Annotated in this window: 17 protein-coding genes; 4 read left to right on the plus strand and 13 right to left on the minus strand. The window is 44.9% G+C overall.

Annotated elements, in window-relative coordinates; all coding sequences use genetic code 11:
* Positions 1-178 precede the first annotated feature (178 nt).
* Positions 179-1,558 (minus strand): DNA repair protein RadA, encoded by a 1,380-nt coding sequence (gene radA, locus QTN94_RS18025; RefSeq protein ID WP_138973504.1) that lies wholly within the window; start codon positions 1,556-1,558, stop codon positions 179-181.
* 152 nt (positions 1,559-1,710) lie between these two features.
* Here radA and QTN94_RS18030 point away from each other — a divergent pair, with 152 nt between their 5' ends.
* Entirely contained in the window at positions 1,711-4,050 is a 2,340-nt protein-coding gene (locus QTN94_RS18030; protein ID WP_331428426.1) for a PilZ domain-containing protein, read from the plus strand.
* Positions 4,051-4,077: 27 nt separating this feature from the next.
* Here the strand turns inward: QTN94_RS18030 and serB are convergent, their stop codons facing one another.
* On the minus strand, positions 4,078-5,058 hold the full coding sequence (gene serB, locus QTN94_RS18035; protein WP_331428427.1) for a phosphoserine phosphatase: 981 nt from the start codon (positions 5,056-5,058) through the stop codon (positions 4,078-4,080).
* Between the two features lie 104 nt (positions 5,059-5,162).
* Between serB and QTN94_RS18040 the strand changes: the two genes are divergently transcribed.
* On the plus strand, positions 5,163-5,768 hold the full coding sequence (locus QTN94_RS18040) for a YtjB family periplasmic protein (RefSeq protein WP_331418446.1): 606 nt from the start codon (positions 5,163-5,165) through the stop codon (positions 5,766-5,768).
* 217 nt (positions 5,769-5,985) lie between these two features.
* Here QTN94_RS18040 and deoD read toward each other — a convergent pair whose 3' ends face one another.
* From deoD to deoC, 4 genes are all read right to left on the minus strand, one after another.
* Positions 5,986-6,705 (minus strand): purine-nucleoside phosphorylase, encoded by a 720-nt coding sequence (deoD, locus tag QTN94_RS18045; RefSeq protein WP_005473519.1) that lies wholly within the window; start codon positions 6,703-6,705, stop codon positions 5,986-5,988.
* 75 nt (positions 6,706-6,780) lie between these two features.
* Positions 6,781-8,001, minus strand: coding sequence for a phosphopentomutase (locus QTN94_RS18050; protein ID WP_331428428.1), 1,221 nt, complete (start codon positions 7,999-8,001; stop codon positions 6,781-6,783).
* Between the two features lie 66 nt (positions 8,002-8,067).
* Positions 8,068-9,411: a thymidine phosphorylase gene (gene deoA, locus QTN94_RS18055; RefSeq protein ID WP_331428429.1), complete on the minus strand. Its 1,344-nt coding sequence runs from the start codon at positions 9,409-9,411 to the stop codon at positions 8,068-8,070.
* A 93-nt stretch (positions 9,412-9,504) separates the two neighbouring features.
* A complete protein-coding gene (gene deoC / locus QTN94_RS18060; RefSeq protein WP_331428430.1) occupies positions 9,505-10,281 on the minus strand; it encodes a deoxyribose-phosphate aldolase in 777 nt (258 codons plus the stop codon).
* A 115-nt stretch (positions 10,282-10,396) separates the two neighbouring features.
* Between deoC and QTN94_RS18065 the strand changes: the two genes are divergently transcribed.
* Positions 10,397-10,552 carry a hypothetical protein gene (locus QTN94_RS18065; RefSeq protein ID WP_331418456.1) on the plus strand — a complete coding sequence of 52 codons (156 nt, stop codon included), beginning with the start codon at positions 10,397-10,399 and terminating at the stop codon, positions 10,550-10,552.
* On the opposite strand, the gene QTN94_RS18070 is transcribed toward QTN94_RS18065, so the two are convergent.
* From QTN94_RS18070 to yaaA, 5 genes are all read right to left on the minus strand, one after another.
* Positions 10,545-10,715 (minus strand): XapX domain-containing protein, encoded by a 171-nt coding sequence (locus tag QTN94_RS18070; RefSeq protein ID WP_138973512.1) that lies wholly within the window; start codon positions 10,713-10,715, stop codon positions 10,545-10,547. The two genes, QTN94_RS18065 and QTN94_RS18070, sit on opposite strands and share 8 nt — an antisense overlap.
* 385 nt (positions 10,716-11,100) lie before the next feature.
* Positions 11,101-12,366, minus strand: a complete 1,266-nt coding sequence (locus QTN94_RS18075) for a NupC/NupG family nucleoside CNT transporter (protein ID WP_331428431.1) — start codon at positions 12,364-12,366, stop codon at positions 11,101-11,103.
* A 204-nt stretch (positions 12,367-12,570) separates the two neighbouring features.
* Positions 12,571-13,344: a TatD family hydrolase gene (locus QTN94_RS18080; protein WP_331428435.1), complete on the minus strand. Its 774-nt coding sequence runs from the start codon at positions 13,342-13,344 to the stop codon at positions 12,571-12,573.
* On the minus strand, positions 13,344-13,493 hold the full coding sequence (locus QTN94_RS18085) for a DUF5363 family protein (protein WP_331428432.1): 150 nt from the start codon (positions 13,491-13,493) through the stop codon (positions 13,344-13,346). Before QTN94_RS18085 ends, QTN94_RS18080 begins: the two co-directional genes overlap by 1 nt.
* A 14-nt stretch (positions 13,494-13,507) precedes the next feature.
* The gene (gene yaaA, locus QTN94_RS18090) at positions 13,508-14,281 is read right to left on the minus strand and encodes a peroxide stress protein YaaA (RefSeq protein WP_331418453.1); all 774 of its coding nucleotides are present in this window, start codon (positions 14,279-14,281) and stop codon (positions 13,508-13,510) included.
* A 268-nt stretch (positions 14,282-14,549) separates the two neighbouring features.
* Between yaaA and QTN94_RS18095 the strand changes: the two genes are divergently transcribed.
* Positions 14,550-15,700 (plus strand): IS3 family transposase gene (locus QTN94_RS18095; protein WP_331428433.1). Its coding sequence is split into 2 segments (ribosomal slippage): positions 14,550-14,793 and positions 14,793-15,700, totalling 1,152 coding nucleotides; the frame shifts between segments, so codons are not numbered across the junction.
* A 167-nt stretch (positions 15,701-15,867) separates the two neighbouring features.
* Here the strand turns inward: QTN94_RS18095 and QTN94_RS18100 are convergent.
* Both QTN94_RS18100 and QTN94_RS18105 read right to left on the minus strand, forming a co-directional pair.
* The gene (locus QTN94_RS18100) at positions 15,868-16,005 is read right to left on the minus strand and encodes a hypothetical protein (protein WP_331428434.1); all 138 of its coding nucleotides are present in this window, start codon (positions 16,003-16,005) and stop codon (positions 15,868-15,870) included.
* Positions 16,006-16,123: 118 nt separating this feature from the next.
* A partial coding sequence (locus tag QTN94_RS18105; protein WP_443088807.1) for a hypothetical protein occupies positions 16,124-16,339 on the minus strand: 216 nt, incomplete at its 5' end.

Raw genomic sequence — 16,339 nt, forward strand, 5'->3', positions numbered from 1 at the left:
TCTTGGAAGGGTTGACAGTGTGCGTCAACCCTTTTCTTTTAAATTCATACAATTAAGCTTAAATCTCATCCAGCTTTGCCTGCAACTTTCGACTCGCTCATCACAAGCTCCTCTCGAAGGGCGCAGCCCGATCTCGACGCGAAGCGTTCTAGATTCTCGCAGGGCGAAGCCCCTCTGTTTAAAGCTCATCAAACGCTTCAATCGCTTCGCTAAGCTTTTTAACCCCATGAATCTGCATTCCAGCAATACCACCTTTGGGCATATTTGCCGCAGGCACTATCGCTCGCTTAAAGCCGTGTTTAAAGGCTTCGTTAAGTCGCTCTTGACCACTGGGAACAGGGCGAATCTCACCAGCCAATCCAACTTCTCCAAACACCACCACATCCTTAGGCAATGGTCGATCACGGAAGCTAGAGAGTAATGCCATCACTAACGCTAAATCGGCACTGGTTTCTGTCACTTTTACCCCGCCGACGACATTGACGAAAACATCTTGATCCGCCATCTGTAGACCACCATGCTTGTGCAGCACTGCAAGTAAAAGCGATAAACGATTCTGTTCGAGACCAACAGCAACACGACGTGGATTGGCCAACTGTGAATAATCAACCAACGCCTGTATCTCAACAAGAAGTGGGCGTGTTCCTTCCCAAACAACCATCACCGAGCTGCCTGACGTCTCTTCCTCGCCGCGAGAAAGGAAGATTGCAGATGGATTGCTCACCTCTTTTAAGCCTTGACCCGTCATAGCGAAGACCCCCAGCTCATTCACCGCACCAAAACGGTTTTTATGACTGCGTAAAGTACGGAAACGACTGTCTGCCCCGCCATCGAGCAATACGGAGCAGTCAATGATATGTTCCAATACTTTTGGCCCCGCCAACGTACCATCTTTGGTAACATGACCAACGATAAATACCGCGACATTGTTTTGTTTAGCGTACCGTGTGAGGGCAGTAGCAGACTCTCGTACCTGAGCCACACTACCTGGTGAAGATTGAACATCTGATACATGCATAACTTGAATAGAGTCAATCACCATAATTTTGGGCTGCTCTTTTTCAGCGATCTGACAAATTCGGTCAACATTGGTCTCCGAAAGCATTTTTAGATTATCTTTCGGCAGACCTAACCGAGAAGCGCGCATCGCGACCTGTTGCAGTGACTCTTCACCAGTCACATATAAGGTCGGCATTTGTGATGCCAAATAGCACATAGTTTGTAGTAGCAGTGTGGATTTACCAGCCCCCGGATTACCACCGATAAGGATCGCAGCCCCAGGAACGACACCGCCACCCAAAACTCGATCGAGTTCTTTAAAGCCGCTCGTAAAGCGAGGGACTTCTTGCAGATCGATCTCTGACAGTGTCTGAACTTTGGTTTCCGTAGTTGAACCTGCATATCCCGATAGACGTTCGTTACGAGCAACACTTGGAGATGCTGCCAATCGAACTTCACTGATAGTGTTCCACGCGCCACAGGCGTTGCACTGCCCTTGCCAACGTGGGAAATCTGCACCGCAGTCATTACATACGTACGCTGTTTTCGCTTTTGCCATGTAACCTCAGGTCTTAAATTTTGTATTTGTGACATAAACTACGACGGAAGTAGCTTATATCATCTTCTCTACTTGATTCGCAGTAACATATCACTAAAGATCTTTATATCAAGGCCGATATGAAATGAGTAAGGGATACTCTAACAAAAAATATGCAGCAGCCAGAAATACTCTCTCTCGCGGAACGTCTCATTCCCGCTTATCACTCAGAAGACTTCGATTATCTTCTCGGTCAAATGACCGAGGGGGATCCTCCTTCCGTTAAGATCCTAGTAAAAATGGAGCTTAACCGTGTTATGGCGCCTTGCACTAAATCCATCGATTTACGCGGACGAGTCAAGGGAGAGTGCCGCGAATACGAACTCGATGGTCTCAAGCACTGGTTAGATGATGTCGCTTTCAACGCCTATCACAAGAACACCCGTAAATTTGGTGGCTATACTGAGGGTGTGTGGGAAGCGCTTTGTAACACCCATAATAATTTCCGCGTCATGCAAAAGCGTGGCAAGCCCCTAGGCACTGAAGTCAGCATAGAAACGAATGGCATCGACGTCGAAGCAATCACCTTAGGCTATGATCTTAAGCGTAAAGAGAACCGCCTAAAACTGTCTTCTCAAATAGAACTCAAGTTGGCCAATAGACAAGTTGTCCACGCGGTCACCATCGATCTCTCTCCTTCAGGCGCTAAGTTTAAAGTCCCTTCCGCGTTTGATTACAAACTCGGGGAAGTGATCGATGTTCGTCTAGTAGAACTGAGCAAAAATGTCGACATTGGTGGTATTGATTCCGTGATCCCATATCGCATTGTTGGAATTGATGAGTCATACGAAAACGATGCGGTTAAGTTCCTTCGCCTACTAAAGCTTGATACGTCAAACATCATTGAGCAAGTTATCGACTACGTAGTGAAAAGTGACACGCAGAAAGCTCGTCATGACAATCAAGACAAGATTATCCGTGCTCGTTCACGAGGTTTCGAGCACACCTATTTAAAACACACTTGCAACTTGCCTGTCTTTTTTAGCGGCAATGAGCTTAAGCTCGTACTGATGACGGAAAATAATCAGCCTATCTGGCAGTACTGGCATGACGAGCGCAATCAACAGACACTAAGCAGCCTTTTTCACGAGCAGCGTATGACGCAGTTAACGGCTGAAGGCATGAGAGGCAGTAATAATGTACTTTACTCGTTCACTCATGAACATAAAGATAAAACCCTCTTCTTCTCAATGATGATGCCGGAAGCGACTCGTGAATTGCGTCAGTTGTTTTGGCATATTGGAGCCAAAAAGGAGAGCTGGAAGGCATTCCGCCTGTCTGTGTTTGAGTTGTCTGAAGCAGAAAAACAGACACTGGCAAATCACTCCAGTGAGTTGGAAACAGAGTCTTTGACTCACTGCGGTATCTTACAAGAGATCGCCGACGAAAGTAGCCGACAGGACTACCTGCTAACGGATAAACCTCAGCTCGCAAGCAACGATCTCAATCGTTTTCGACATGCTCGAAACCCTAAAAGCAATCCTGCTTGTGTCTACTTTGATGCAAAATCTCGACGCAAAGAACCTAGGTATCAGTTCCGTTCCCCTATTACGCTTTCACATCCAAGTGGTGAAAGTATTGATGGCGTCAGTGTCGATATTTCCAAGCACGGTATGAGCATCGCATTAACACAACCATGCAGCTTAAAAGCGGGGGATACTTGTACGATTAACTTCAAAGAACTTCAGCTTTACGACAAGAAGCTGCCTTTGGATGTGGTGCCATACACCATTATTCGTGTCAGCCCAGGCGAAAAAACGCTCCAACTTGCTATCATTGAAGATAGCCAGATGATGCGAACTATTGCCTTTTTCGGCAAGTTAATCGAACACAACCAAGATAAACTCATCGCTAAAAAAGAGTTGCTCCCAAGTAATGAGCTATTGGAAGGTTTACACAACATCCTACTCGATAAGATGGTCAGCACGCCTCTCTACGTAGAGAAGAAAGAGGGAAGTCTCAGACCTAAAGCGATTGGAGTGAACTATCCACTCAAGTCTTATCTCGCAATCTTAGCGAAACTAGGCGATGAAAAGAGCTTCTCCTTAGCACCAATCTATAAGGGACGGACAAATACGCTGCTAGCACAACCAATGAAGCGTATCGAGGGTGCAGAGCCTCAATACCACGAACTCTACCTAGCGACAGTCAAGTTCGGCACTCGAATCCAATCTGTCGAATCAAAGCTGAGCAGTGAATTTGCCAATATCAAAGAACGCATTATGTTTATCAAAAAGTCACAAGCGATGGGTGAGTTTTATGCCATCCGTATTTGTGGTGCTCCTGTATTTGACCCGATAACAGCTTTAGTGCGCAAAGACTTAAACGAGCTGGCTCAAGTCAGCATGCATCAAGCTCGCAGCTTAGAAAAAGAGATGCATAGTATTGTTGGCTACGGTGAACTTATCGACATCACTGAAGAAGTCTTAATTCGACTGGAGTTAACTCGATAAAAAAGCGAGACAATGTCTCGCTTTTCTTTAAGGTTGAGGCTTAAAGCTAACCCGTTTCTGCTTAACTAGGATTGCAGATAGAATGCAGATTATGCCGCCCAGCCCAGCGTAACGCACGGCACTTCTTGCTTGCTGCTCTACCTTAGGTTTAGCGTGATAAGCAACACCCAATCCAGCCGCTTCCATCATCACTAGATCATTTGCGCCATCACCAACCGCAATCGTATTGTGCGCTTCAATATCATACTGCTCAGCTAATTCGAGTAGGATGTCAGCCTTCGTCTGTGCAGATACCACGTCACCAACGACCTTACCGGTTAGCTTGCCGTCGACAATCTCTAGTTGATTTGACTGTGCATGGTCTAGCTCAAGGCGCTGCTGAAGGTGATCGGAAAAGTAGGTAAAGCCACCGGATGCGATAGCTGTCTTCCAACCATACTGCTTTAGTGTACCGATCAGTTCAGGCAAATCAGGCATTAAAGGGAGTGTTTGGCGTACCTCAGACAATATAGATTCATCTGCGCCCTCAAGTTTGGCAACGCGCTGACGCAAGCTCTGCTCAAAATCGAGCTCGCCTTGCATTGCACGTTCGGTCACTTCTGCCACTTCCTCGCCAACACCTGCTAGCTTAGCGATCTCATCGATACACTCAATCTGAATTGCCGTTGAGTCCATATCGAGTACCACCAAACCCGGCTTAGTCAAATCGGGCATATCATGCAGAGCGGAATAGTCTAATTTCAGAGCTTGTAAAATTTCCTCATGCTCTGCGGTGAGCTCCCCTGCCATTAATGCAACTTCGTAGTTTCCAACTTTCCATACATCAACAACGGCATTGTTATAGCCGACGAAGAAATCAATATCATTAAACTGATCTGGGCATAGATAGTCAGCAAAAACGACCCATCCAGCTTTCGCCTTGTCAAATTGCGTTGCTAGTCGGGTTTCAGGTAAGCGGTTAATTAAAGGGGTATGTTTACGAATAGAGAGAGTCTTCAACGTGTCCATGTTTGCAATTCCTATAAAATATCCCATCACGTTAACCTATTGCAATTTGGATGCGCAAGTCTCAATATGATCTAAAGTACAACTAAGCTCGATTTAGGTGAAAAATGGACACCTCCCTATTCTCATTTCGAATGGCCATGAAGGTGCTAGGAATTGTCTCCTTAATTGCGATGGTGGCGTCTATCGCGATCAACAGCGTCAAAATAACCAAGGGCAATGAACAGATTCAGGCTAATCAGTTAGAAACGCTAACCAATATTCTGATTTCACAGGCTTCACTTTCCGCTAGCGAAATGATCGTTAATCAGGATCAAGAGCGCCTACTGAGACTGACCAATCAGTTGGCTAAAGACAATCTGGTTGTTGATGCAACCATTTATGATGCTGAGGGTGTAAAACTGGCAGCCAGTGATCAAGCCAAATCCGTTCGAGAGATGCTCGGCCTTGATACACCTCTACAGACTGCACGTATTGGTAAACAGCAACTGGTAGAACCGGTTTTGCACGATGGTTCTGTTATCGGGTTTGTGCGCATTACCTTTGAAACCGGTAAATTAACCGCCTTCTCTGATCACTATTACCGTAAAAGTGACCGCTATATGTACACCATGGTTGGTCTTAGCTTTGTGGCGGGATTGCTTCTCACACTGATCGTGCGACGCAAGCCTAACAAACGCAAAGGCGAGAATTTGTTGTTGAAGGATATGTAAGCGAGAAGCGAGAAGCGAGAAGCGAGAAGCGAGACAACTTTTTAAGGGCTGACACATCATGCCAACCCTTTTCCTTTAAAATCAGACAATTAGACTAAAGGATTAGCCAGCGCTGCCTGCAACTTTCGACTCGCTCATCACAAGCTCCTCTCGAAGGACGAAGTCCGATCTAGAAGCGTAGCGTTCTAAATTCTCGCAGGGCGCAGCCCGCTCTTAATTACTCTGCGTCACCTAGTAGCACTGAATCCAACGCAATGATCATCATATCGTTGAAAGTCGTCTGACGCTCATCTGAAGTCGTTTGCTCACCCGTCTTGATATGGTCAGAAACAGTACAGATGGTTAGCGCTTTCGCGCCGTACTCAGCACATACGCCGTAGATACCAGCGGCTTCCATCTCAACACCTACGATGCCGTACTTGTCCATTACATCGAACATTTCAGGATCTGGCGTGTAGAAGAGTTCTGCCGAAAATAGGTTACCTACTTTTACTTCAATGCCACGAGCTTTCGCTGCATCTTCAGCGGCACGAACCATCTTGTAATCAGCGATTGCAGCAAAGTCATGACCTTTAAAACGGATACGGTTCACTTTCGAGTCAGTACACGCGCCCATACCGATAACAACGTCGCGAACTTTAATGTCTTCGCTTACTGCACCACAACTGCCTACGCGGATAATTTTTTTCACGCCGAAGTCTTTGATAAGTTCCGTCGCGTAGATCGAGCACGATGGGATACCCATACCGTGACCCATTACTGATACTTTACGGCCCTTGTAAGTGCCCGTGAAGCCGTACATGTTTCGTACGTCACATACCTGTACAACATCTTCCAAGAAGGTTTCTGCAATGTATTTGGCACGTAGCGGGTCACCCGGCATTAGAACAACATCTGCGAATGCACCCATTTCTGCGTTGATATGTGGAGTTGCCATGATTCAATTTCCTTAGTTAGAAATGACAAAATAATAGAGGGACTAGCCCTCTATTTTTCAATTAAACTGCTTGGATTACAGGAAGTTTTTACCGTAATCCATTGGCGAAATACCAAAGTGACTCGCCAGTGTCTGACCGATGTCAGCGAATGTGTCACGTAGACCAAGAGAGCCCGCTGGAACTTTTGGACCGTAAACAATCACTGGAATGTGTTCACGAGTGTGGTCAGTACCTGGCCAAGTTGGGTCACAACCGTGGTCAGCCGTCAGGATAAGAACATCATCTTGCTCCATTAACTCTAGTACTTCGTTGATTCGTCCATCGAAATATTCTAGTGCGGCTGCATAACCCGCCACATCACGGCGGTGACCGTATGCAGAGTCAAAGTCTACAAAGTTAGTGAACACGATAGTGTTGTCGCCAGCGTCTTTGATTTGCTCAAGAGTCGCTTCGAACAACGCAGGGATACCTGTTGCTTTCACTTTCTTCGTAATGCCGCAGTTAGCGTAGATATCAGCAATCTTACCGATTGAAACAACATTGCCTTGCTTCTCTTCTACCAGTTTTTGTAGAACAGTGACTGAAGGTGGTTCAACTGATAAATCGCGACGGTTACCAGTACGCTCAAACTGACCTTTACCAGGGCCAATGAAAGGACGAGCGATAACACGACCAATGTTGTAATCTTCCAGCTCTTCACGCGCAATTTGGCACAGTTCAAGTAGGCGGTCTAAACCAAATGTCTCTTCGTGACACGCAATTTGAAATACTGAATCAGCCGAAGTATAGAAGATCGGTTGACCCGTTTTCATGTGCTCTTCACCAAGATCATCAAGAACTTGTGTTCCTGATGCGTGACAGTTACCTAAGAAACCATCTAAGCCTGCACGCTCAAGAATTCGGTCCGTCAGTTCTTTAGGGAAACTGTTTTGTTTATCTGTGAAGTAACCCCAGTCGAAAAGTACAGGCACACCTGCAATTTCCCAGTGACCAGATGGCGTGTCTTTGCCTGAAGATAGCTCGGCAGCATGGCCGTAAGCGCCAATGATTTCTGCATCAGCGTCAAGGCCCGGAGCAAAACTACCTGTCGACTCTTTATGTGCCATCGCAAGACCAAGTTTAGACAAGTTTGGTAGACGAAGAGGACCACTACGCTCTGCGTTATCCGCTAAACCTTTCTCACACTGCTCTGCAATATGACCTAATGTGTCAGAACCGACATCACCAAAGTCTTTTGCATCTGCAGTTGCACCGATGCCAAATGAGTCTAGGACTAAAATAAATGCTCTTTTCATTGCTCTTTCCTTAGGCCCACTCAACTTTGACTATTTGTGGTGCAAGCAGGCCTTTGTGTAATTTAATTAAACGTCTTCCGCGCGAATCTGGCAGTAAACTTCTGGCGTTGCAATGTACTCACCGCCAATCGTAATTGCTTTCTTCAGCGCATCTGCCGCTTCCTGCCATTGCTCTTCACTACGTGCGTGAATAACAGCGAGAGGTTTATCATTCGAAGCTTGTTCGCCTAAACGAATAAAATGATCGAAACCGACAGCATAATCAATCGTATCAGTTGCAACTCGGCGTCCACCGCCCATCGCAACCACGGCCATACCAATTGCTCGAGTATCCATAGCAGAGACTACGCCCGATTGTTCCGCATAAACCGGCTTAATAATTTCTGCTTTATCTAGGTAGCTATCATAGTTTTCTACGAAGTCAGCAGGACCACCAAGACCAGCGACCATTTTACCGAAGCATTCCGCCGCTTTACCGTTATCGAGTACTTCCATCAGTTTAGCGCGTGCTTGTTCAGTATTGTCAGCGAGTTTAGCCAACACCAACATTTCAGCACATGACGCCATCGTCACTTCAAGAAGACGCGGGTTACGATACTCGCCAGTCAGGAACTGAACGGCTTCACGCACTTCTACTGCGTTACCAGCAGAGGAGGCTAGAACTTGGTTCATATCCGTTAAGATTGCCGTTGTCTTAGTACCCGCACCGTTTGCAACAGCTACAATAGATTTAGCTAATTCTTCAGATGCTTCATAAGTTGGCATAAAAGCGCCAGAACCCACTTTGACATCCATAACAAGCGACTCTAGACCAGCAGCAAGTTTCTTCGAAAGAATCGATGCTGTGATCAGAGAAATGTTGTCAACGGTTGCTGTGATATCGCGAGTGGCGTATACACGTTTATCGGCAGGAGCGAGATCACCCGTCTGGCCAATAATCGCCACACCAGCATCTTTAGTAACATCACCAAACACTTCATTGGTCGGCGTGATATTGTAGCCAGGAATCGATTCAAGCTTATCGAGAGTTCCCCCCGTATGACCAAGACCACGGCCTGAGATCATCGGAACGAAACCACCACATGCAGCAACCATAGGACCTAGCATAAGCGAGGTCACATCACCGACACCACCCGTTGAGTGTTTATCAACAATCGGGCCGCCAAACTCTTTGTCGCTCCAATCGATAACCATACCAGAGTCACGCATTGCACAAGTGAGTGCGATACGTTCTGGCATAGTCATTTCGTTGAAAAAGATAGCCATAGCAAACGCTGCGATCTGACCTTCAGATACAGTGTTCTTCGCTACACCTTGGATAAAGAAGTTAATTTCTTCGGCAGTAAGAATTTCGCCGTCGCGTTTTTTACGAATCACTTCTTGTGGTAAGAAAGCTTGAGGTAAATACATTAGATCCTCCCATGCTTTTTTTGCAATGGTTGTAAGGTAAAGAGGTAATGGGGAGCAGCATCAACACTGCTCCACCTGACAGACTATTTAGAATTAGTAAGCTGCAGGATCTGCAGTTTCGTCTGTTACTTCTAATGTATTAAGTAGGTTCGTCAGCAAGCTTGACGCACCAAAACGGTAGTGACGAGCATCTACCCAGTTGTCACCAAGGATTTCGTCAGCCATTGCTAAGTATGCTTGCGCATCTTCCGCAGTACGCACACCACCCGCTGGTTTAAAACCAACCGTTTGTGCAACGCCCATGTCACGAATCACTTCCAACATCATGCGCGCGTATTCTGGAGTTGCATTTACTGGCACTTTACCTGTTGAAGTTTTAATGAAATCTGCACCCGCTTTGATACAAATTTCTGATGCTTTCTTGATAAGTGCTTCTTCTTTCAGCTCACCCGTTTCGATGATAACTTTTAGAAGGATATCGCCACACGCTTCTTTACATTGCTTAACCAGCTCGTATCCCACTTCTTCGTTACCCGCCATTAGGGCGCGGTATGGGAATACTACGTCAACTTCATCAGCACCGTAAGCTACAGCGGCTTTTGTCTCAGCAACTGCGATTTCGATATCGTCATTACCGTGAGGGAAGTTTGTTACTGTTGCAATGCGAACGTCTGGCGTACCTTGCTCACGAAGTGTCTTCTTAGCAATAGGAATAAAGCGAGGGTAAATACAAATTGCAGCCGTGTTACCTACTGCTGATTTTGCGTCATGACATAGAGAAATAACTTTCGCATCAGTGTCATCATCATTCAGCGTAGTTAGGTCCATTAGTTTAAGTGCACGTAGTGCTGCTGCTTTTAAATCGCTCATTTCTATCTCCGATCAATATTCAAAAAAGTCACTGCTCTGCATCGTTTGCAGAACTGCAGTCATTTATGAACGGACTTGGTTCCTTGAAGACTCGGCATATACAGCGAATTTTAATATGCCAATTGCTATCCTTGTCACCGCACAGTACCAGTTTGGTCTATGGCACAACAATCTACGATTGCGGTGTCTAACATATATGGGCTTTAACCCAAGCAACGGTCAGTTGCTGCCAGCGCCAATCATACTCCTTGTGTTAATTATCGCTAGCTAAAAAACCTTTCAATAATCCATTGATAGGCTACACCACCTAAGTACACTCCGACGATGCCCATAACGCCTGCCAAAACAGGTGGCGCAGGTACCGGAAGCTTGATGGCGGAAAACAGGACTCCAACGACAAAACCCGCTAAGGTTGCGAGGATAACTTCGTTCATAAGTTTAACCCTACTTTCTATAGATACCTACATTATAGCTATTTGTCGCAGAACTGTAGTGGCTCATAGAGCGCAAACGGTTTGTATCTCAAAAAAAGGTTTTGTTCAACGTTTGCTCAATCTTATCAATATCCAAACGCAGTGAATTTATCGCCTAAATCCAATTAGGCTGATGTATTTCCAAGTATTTTGTTCGCGAACAAAGGCAACAAGAATGTGACTCCCAAGGTGTTTCATTTCACTAAATGATTGGGGTGAATATTCGCAGTTAACATCGTTAGCAAGCAACAAACGACGAAAGAAAAAATAAAAAAGCCCCGTAGCACACAACGTGTGACTACGGGGCTTTTTAAAACGGCGTCTATATATATTAATTACGGCGTAATTAAAGAGCTGCTAGGCTCAAACAGAAACCTGCAATTGTTGCCGCCATTAGGTTAGATAGCGTACCAGCACAAACCGCTTTAACACCCATACGAGCGATCTCGTGACGACGTTCAGGGGCAAGGCTACCTAGACCTCCTAGAAGGATCGCGATAGAGGAAAGGTTTGCGAAACCACATAGAGCGAATGAAATAATTGCTTTCGTTTTATCCGAAAGAACAATTTCAGCGCCTTCAGCTAGGTATGGCGAGAATGCTACGTAAGCTACAAATTCGTTAGCAACGATCTTCTGGCCGATGAATGAGCCAGCAAGTGTCGCCTCTTCCCATGGAACACCGATAACAAATGCCAGTGGAGAGAATAACCAACCTAAAATTAGCTCTAAAGTTAGTTCAGGCATTCCAACCCAACCACCAATACTACCAAGCATACCATTAACTAGAGCGATCAAACCGATGAATGCAAGTAGCATTGCACCTACGTTAAGAGCGAGTTGTAACCCCATTGCTGCACCACCAGCTGCTGCATCAATAACGTTTGCGGGTTTGTCAGCGCCACCGTCGATGTCAGTACCTAGGTCTTCTTGAGGTGTATCAGTTTCGGGCATGATAATTTTGGCAAACAGTAGACCACCAGGCGCAGCCATGAATGATGCTGCTACTAAGTATTCAATTGGAACACCCATTCCAGCAAATGCTGCAAGTACACCACCTGCGATAGAAGCTAGACCACCACACATTACTGCAAATAGCTCAGACTGAGTCATTTTAGGAACAAACGGACGAACCACTAGAGGCGCTTCAGTTTGACCAACGAAGATGTTAGCTGCTGCAGACATTGACTCGGCACGTGAAGTACCTAGTGCTTTTTGTAGACCGCCACCAAGAATCTTGATAACCCATTGCATTACACCAATGTAGTAAAGTACAGAGATAAAGGCAGAGAAAAAGATTAGGGTAGGAAGTACGCGGAAAGCAAAAACAAAGCCGCCACCACCGAATATTTCAAACATTTTTCCAGAGACTAAACCACCAAAGATGAATTCAGTACCTTTATTACCATATGCAATTACACTTGATACACCATCAGAGAAGTTTTTCAGCAACTCTTGTCCCCAAGGGACATAAAGAATAAATGCACCTAAAATAAATTGAATCGCAAAAGCACCACCTACAGTTCTGAAGTTGATCGCTTTTCGATTGTCAGATAAAAGAACTGCTAATCCTAGCAGGACGATCATCCCTACAATACTCATAAACAGGCTCATAGTTTATGATTTCCTTATTAGTTATATGTTGGCGTGTTACAAAATGGAGCTTAAAAGCGTGGGCAATTATACTCACCCAACCAACGATAAAGTAATGCTACCTTCACACTTTCTTATAAGATTCATCAGTGATTCACTCAACAATGTGAACATTGTCACCATTCAATGGAAATGTCGTGATTGAAGGTGCGTTATCTTTCGGATTTATTCACAAATATTGAACAGCACATGACTATTTTTCCAAACGCTTTCAGCAATCGTTTGCGTGGAGGTATTCTTTAACAATGCGAGCTCAAGCAATATTTTATTCAGGTTTTGGGGATGGTTAGGCTTGCCTTGCTCATTCATAAGTGGCATGTCGGGAGAATCTGTTTCTAACACCAAAGCATCAAGCGGTAACTGCGCTATCGCTAAACGCGTTTTGTTGGCTCTTGGATAAGCAATCACACCACCGACACCGATATAAAAACCAAGCTCAACAAACTGCATTGCTTGCTGATAGCTACCAGAAAAACCGTGCAATACACCGCCAAACTTGAACTGCTTCTGCTTAAGAATCTGTAGCAAACGGTTATGCGTTTTGCGGCTATGTAAAATGAGAGGTAGCTTAAACTCGATAGCCAGTTCGACTTGCTGAACGAAAAGCCGATCTTGCAGTTCCATGTCGACATCAATCATGGCATCTAAACCACACTCTCCTACCGCGACACATAAATCCTGTTGCCGTTCTAATAGTAGACGCAATTCGGTAACTTGGTGCTCACTTTGCTGATTTAAAAATAAAGGGTGCATTCCAAGCGCGTAGTAGACACCGGTGTGGTGCTCTGCAAGAGATATCACTTTTTGCCAGTTAGACATGCCTATTGAAGGCAATAAGACGCGCTCGACTTGATGCCTTCGAGCCGTTTCTAAATGGTCAGCAAAGTGTTCAGAAAAGCACTCAAAATCAAGGTGGCAATGCGTATCAAAAAGGCGCATCATCGCTGCGCCTTTTTGGTAGTTTCTACTGAAGACTGTTCTGGTTCACTTCGGTAAGGAACACAGCTACGTTTATGCTCTGGTGTCAATCCCAATGACAAACACCACTGATCATACTTGGCTAACCATCGCTTAAACCAGTTCAACATTTCAGTGCCTTCTATTACTGTTCTTCTCGTTTGAAAACTAACTCTGTTGGTGTTGACTCATCTTCAACAAAGTAATAGCCCGCAGTGTCAAATTTCGTTAAATCAGCCACACTAGAGATACGTTGCTCAATGATATAACGCGCCATCATGCCCCGTGCTTTTTTGGCGTAAAAACTGATCACTTTATACTGGCCGTTTTTACAATCTTTAAAGACAGGCGTGATCACCTGCGCGTCCAACAACTTAGGTTTTACTGCTTTAAAATATTCATTTGATGCTAAGTTGATAAGTACATTGTCACCTTGGGCAGTAATCGCCTCATTGAGCTTATCGGTAATCACATTACCCCAAAACTGGTACAAGTTGCTCCCTTTACCATTGGCGAGTTTGGTGCCCATCTCTAAACGGTAGGGTTGCATCAAATCAAGTGGTTTTAACAAGCCATAGAGACCCGATAGCATACGCAGATGTTTTTGCGCGTATTCAAAGTCCTCTTCACTTAGTGACTCCGCATCCAATCCCGTGTACACATCCCCTTTAAACGCCAGAATTGCTTGGCGTGCGTTGTCAGTCGTGAACTCTTCACTCCACTCTTGAAAACGGCCTACATTCAAATCAGCAATCTTATCGCTGACCTTCATTAAGCTGGCGACATTGGCAGGAGTCAGCTTGCGACAAACATCAATTAACTCTTTGGAATATTCAACTAACTCCGGCTGAGTAAACTTCTCAATAGCCAGAGGAGATTCATAATCTAACGTTTTCGCAGGAGAAACGACAATTAACATGACTTTATACTCTATCCATTTATCTGTTTTATTGAGTTTAGGGTACAAAAAAACACCCTTAACATAAAGTGATAACAGCGATGTTTATCAGGCCCGAACAAGTACCTTGATACAAACACCATTATTAAACCAGCTGATGAAAACAGCCAAAAACCAGATTGATAAATAGCATCATCTTCTACGACTAATAAGAACAACGGGAATAGTGATCCGCCCCAGCAGTTTTGGACACTGAGTTAAGTGAGTACAATCACTAACGAGGTGAACAATGACAACTAAGAAAACTAGAATTAAACATTCCCCTGAATTTAAAGCAGAAACTCTGAAGCTAGCAGAGAAAGTCGGAGTAGCTGCCGCAGCAAGACAGCTTTCTTTACATGAATCTCAAATCTATGGGTGGCGGAAGAACTCGAAGAAAGACACCAATACGAGTCAGCGAGAGCAAGAGCTAGCCGCAGAGGTTGCCAAGCTCAAAAGGCAGTTGGCTGAGCAAGCAGAAGAGCTAGAAATTGTAAAAAAGGCCGCCACCTACTTCGCGAAAAATCTAAAGTAAATTGCTATGAATTTATGCTCGAACACCTGCTGTGCTTCAATATTGTGCGTATGGCTAAGGTGTTCGGGGTATCCCGAAGTGGGTTTTATTACTGGATTAAACATCGCCATAAGGCCATTCAACGCGAAGCAATACGTCAAAAGCTTGATACAAAGGTCAAAGAAGCTTTTGACAACAGCAAAGGCCGAGATGGCTCAAGGCGAATCCAAAAAGAACTGTCTGAAAGCGGTAATAACCACAATGTTAAAACCATTGCGGCCAGTATGAAGCGTCAAGATTTAACGCCGAAAGCGGCACGTAAATTTAAGTGCACTACGGACAGCAAGCATCAAATGCCTGTTGCTCCAAACTTGTTGGCTCAGAACTTTAACGCAGCGGCTCCGAATGAAAAATGGGCGGGAGACATCACCTATGTTGCGACAAGCGAAGGCTGGTTGTACTTGGCAGTAATTATTGACCTTTACTCAAGACAAGTAATCGGATGGTCTATGGATACCAGAATGACGGCTACGCTGGTCTGTGACGCACTATCAATGGCGTTGTTCCGTCGTGGGTTCCCTGAGCAGGTTATCGTTCATAGTGATCGAGGTAGTCAGTACTGCTCAAAAGATTATCGAGACCTCATAACTACTTATAATCTAAAACAAAGTATGAGTAGGAAAGGAAATTGCTGGGACAATGCTTGTGTTGAGAGCTTCTTCCATTCTATGAAAGTTGAAGCGATCCAATATGAGCCGATTATGACTAGAGACCAGATGCGTCAAACGATCTTCGAGTACATAGAGGTTGATTATAATCGGACGAGAAGGCACAGTGCTCTTGGGTATCTAAGCCCAGTTAACTTTGAACAGCAAAATGTCGCTTAATGTGGTGTCCAGTCTTGCTGGAGCAGATCATAGTGAGCCAGCCAATATCGCTGTGCACCACTCTATTAAGTGACTATACTTCCCCTCTCCACCTATATATTCCCAAGAGTACGCTATCTCAGCGTTATAAAGTTGCTCCTTAAGAGATGCTATGCATTGATCATTATTCATTCGTCGATTCTCACTTCACTAAGACGAGTACCAAATTCTCTCGGTACTGGCTCCACCGTTAGGTCACCTTGATGATTACCCGTTGCCACATAGCCCAATTGTTGATGCGTTGATGCTCGCCAGTTGAACGGCATGCTAACCAGTACCGTGATGGTATCATCCGTGGTGCCGCCGGTAGTCTGGCAATCGATATGATAAAAGCAAAACTGATTTAACCTACAAACCTGTTAATAGAGTTCAACTTGCATTCTTCTAGTCTTGAATAAAAATAGGGTGTTTAAACATATCGTTCAATTTTGCTAGTTCCACATACTCGATATCTTTTTGACTCTCTAGGATTAGGGTGATGATTTTTTGTTTTTCTTCTATAGACGAACAGTAAAAATCTCTACGGCAGCAATACTCGGTGGCGGTATGACTGTCAATTCTAAACATAGTATCTTTCACTACGTTAAATAGAATTGGACT

The organism is Vibrio sp. M250220, from assembly GCF_036533795.1.
Classification (GTDB): Bacteria; Pseudomonadota; Gammaproteobacteria; order Enterobacterales; family Vibrionaceae; genus Vibrio.

What these genes read in the sequence shown, in the direction of transcription:
- radA (WP_138973504.1), bottom strand. Translation starts at nt 1,558, where the DNA reads ATGGCAAAAGCGAAAACAGCGTACGTATGTAATGACTGCGGTGCAGAT.
- QTN94_RS18030 (WP_331428426.1), top strand. Translation starts at nt 1,711, where the DNA reads ATGCAGCAGCCAGAAATACTCTCTCTCGCGGAACGTCTCATTCCCGCT.
- serB (WP_331428427.1), bottom strand. Translation starts at nt 5,058, where the DNA reads ATGGACACGTTGAAGACTCTCTCTATTCGTAAACATACCCCTTTAATT.
- QTN94_RS18040 (WP_331418446.1), top strand. Translation starts at nt 5,163, where the DNA reads ATGGACACCTCCCTATTCTCATTTCGAATGGCCATGAAGGTGCTAGGA.
- deoD (WP_005473519.1), bottom strand. Translation starts at nt 6,705, where the DNA reads ATGGCAACTCCACATATCAACGCAGAAATGGGTGCATTCGCAGATGTT.
- QTN94_RS18050 (WP_331428428.1), bottom strand. Translation starts at nt 8,001, where the DNA reads ATGAAAAGAGCATTTATTTTAGTCCTAGACTCATTTGGCATCGGTGCA.
- deoA (WP_331428429.1), bottom strand. Translation starts at nt 9,411, where the DNA reads ATGTATTTACCTCAAGCTTTCTTACCACAAGAAGTGATTCGTAAAAAA.
- deoC (WP_331428430.1), bottom strand. Translation starts at nt 10,281, where the DNA reads ATGAGCGATTTAAAAGCAGCAGCACTACGTGCACTTAAACTAATGGAC.
- QTN94_RS18065 (WP_331418456.1), top strand. Translation starts at nt 10,397, where the DNA reads ATGCCAATTGCTATCCTTGTCACCGCACAGTACCAGTTTGGTCTATGG.
- QTN94_RS18070 (WP_138973512.1), bottom strand. Translation starts at nt 10,715, where the DNA reads ATGAACGAAGTTATCCTCGCAACCTTAGCGGGTTTTGTCGTTGGAGTC.
- QTN94_RS18075 (WP_331428431.1), bottom strand. Translation starts at nt 12,366, where the DNA reads ATGAGCCTGTTTATGAGTATTGTAGGGATGATCGTCCTGCTAGGATTA.
- QTN94_RS18080 (WP_331428435.1), bottom strand. Translation starts at nt 13,344, where the DNA reads ATGCGCCTTTTTGATACGCATTGCCACCTTGATTTTGAGTGCTTTTCT.
- QTN94_RS18085 (WP_331428432.1), bottom strand. Translation starts at nt 13,493, where the DNA reads ATGTTGAACTGGTTTAAGCGATGGTTAGCCAAGTATGATCAGTGGTGT.
- yaaA (WP_331418453.1), bottom strand. Translation starts at nt 14,281, where the DNA reads ATGTTAATTGTCGTTTCTCCTGCGAAAACGTTAGATTATGAATCTCCT.
- QTN94_RS18100 (WP_331428434.1), bottom strand. Translation starts at nt 16,005, where the DNA reads ATGCCGTTCAACTGGCGAGCATCAACGCATCAACAATTGGGCTATGTG.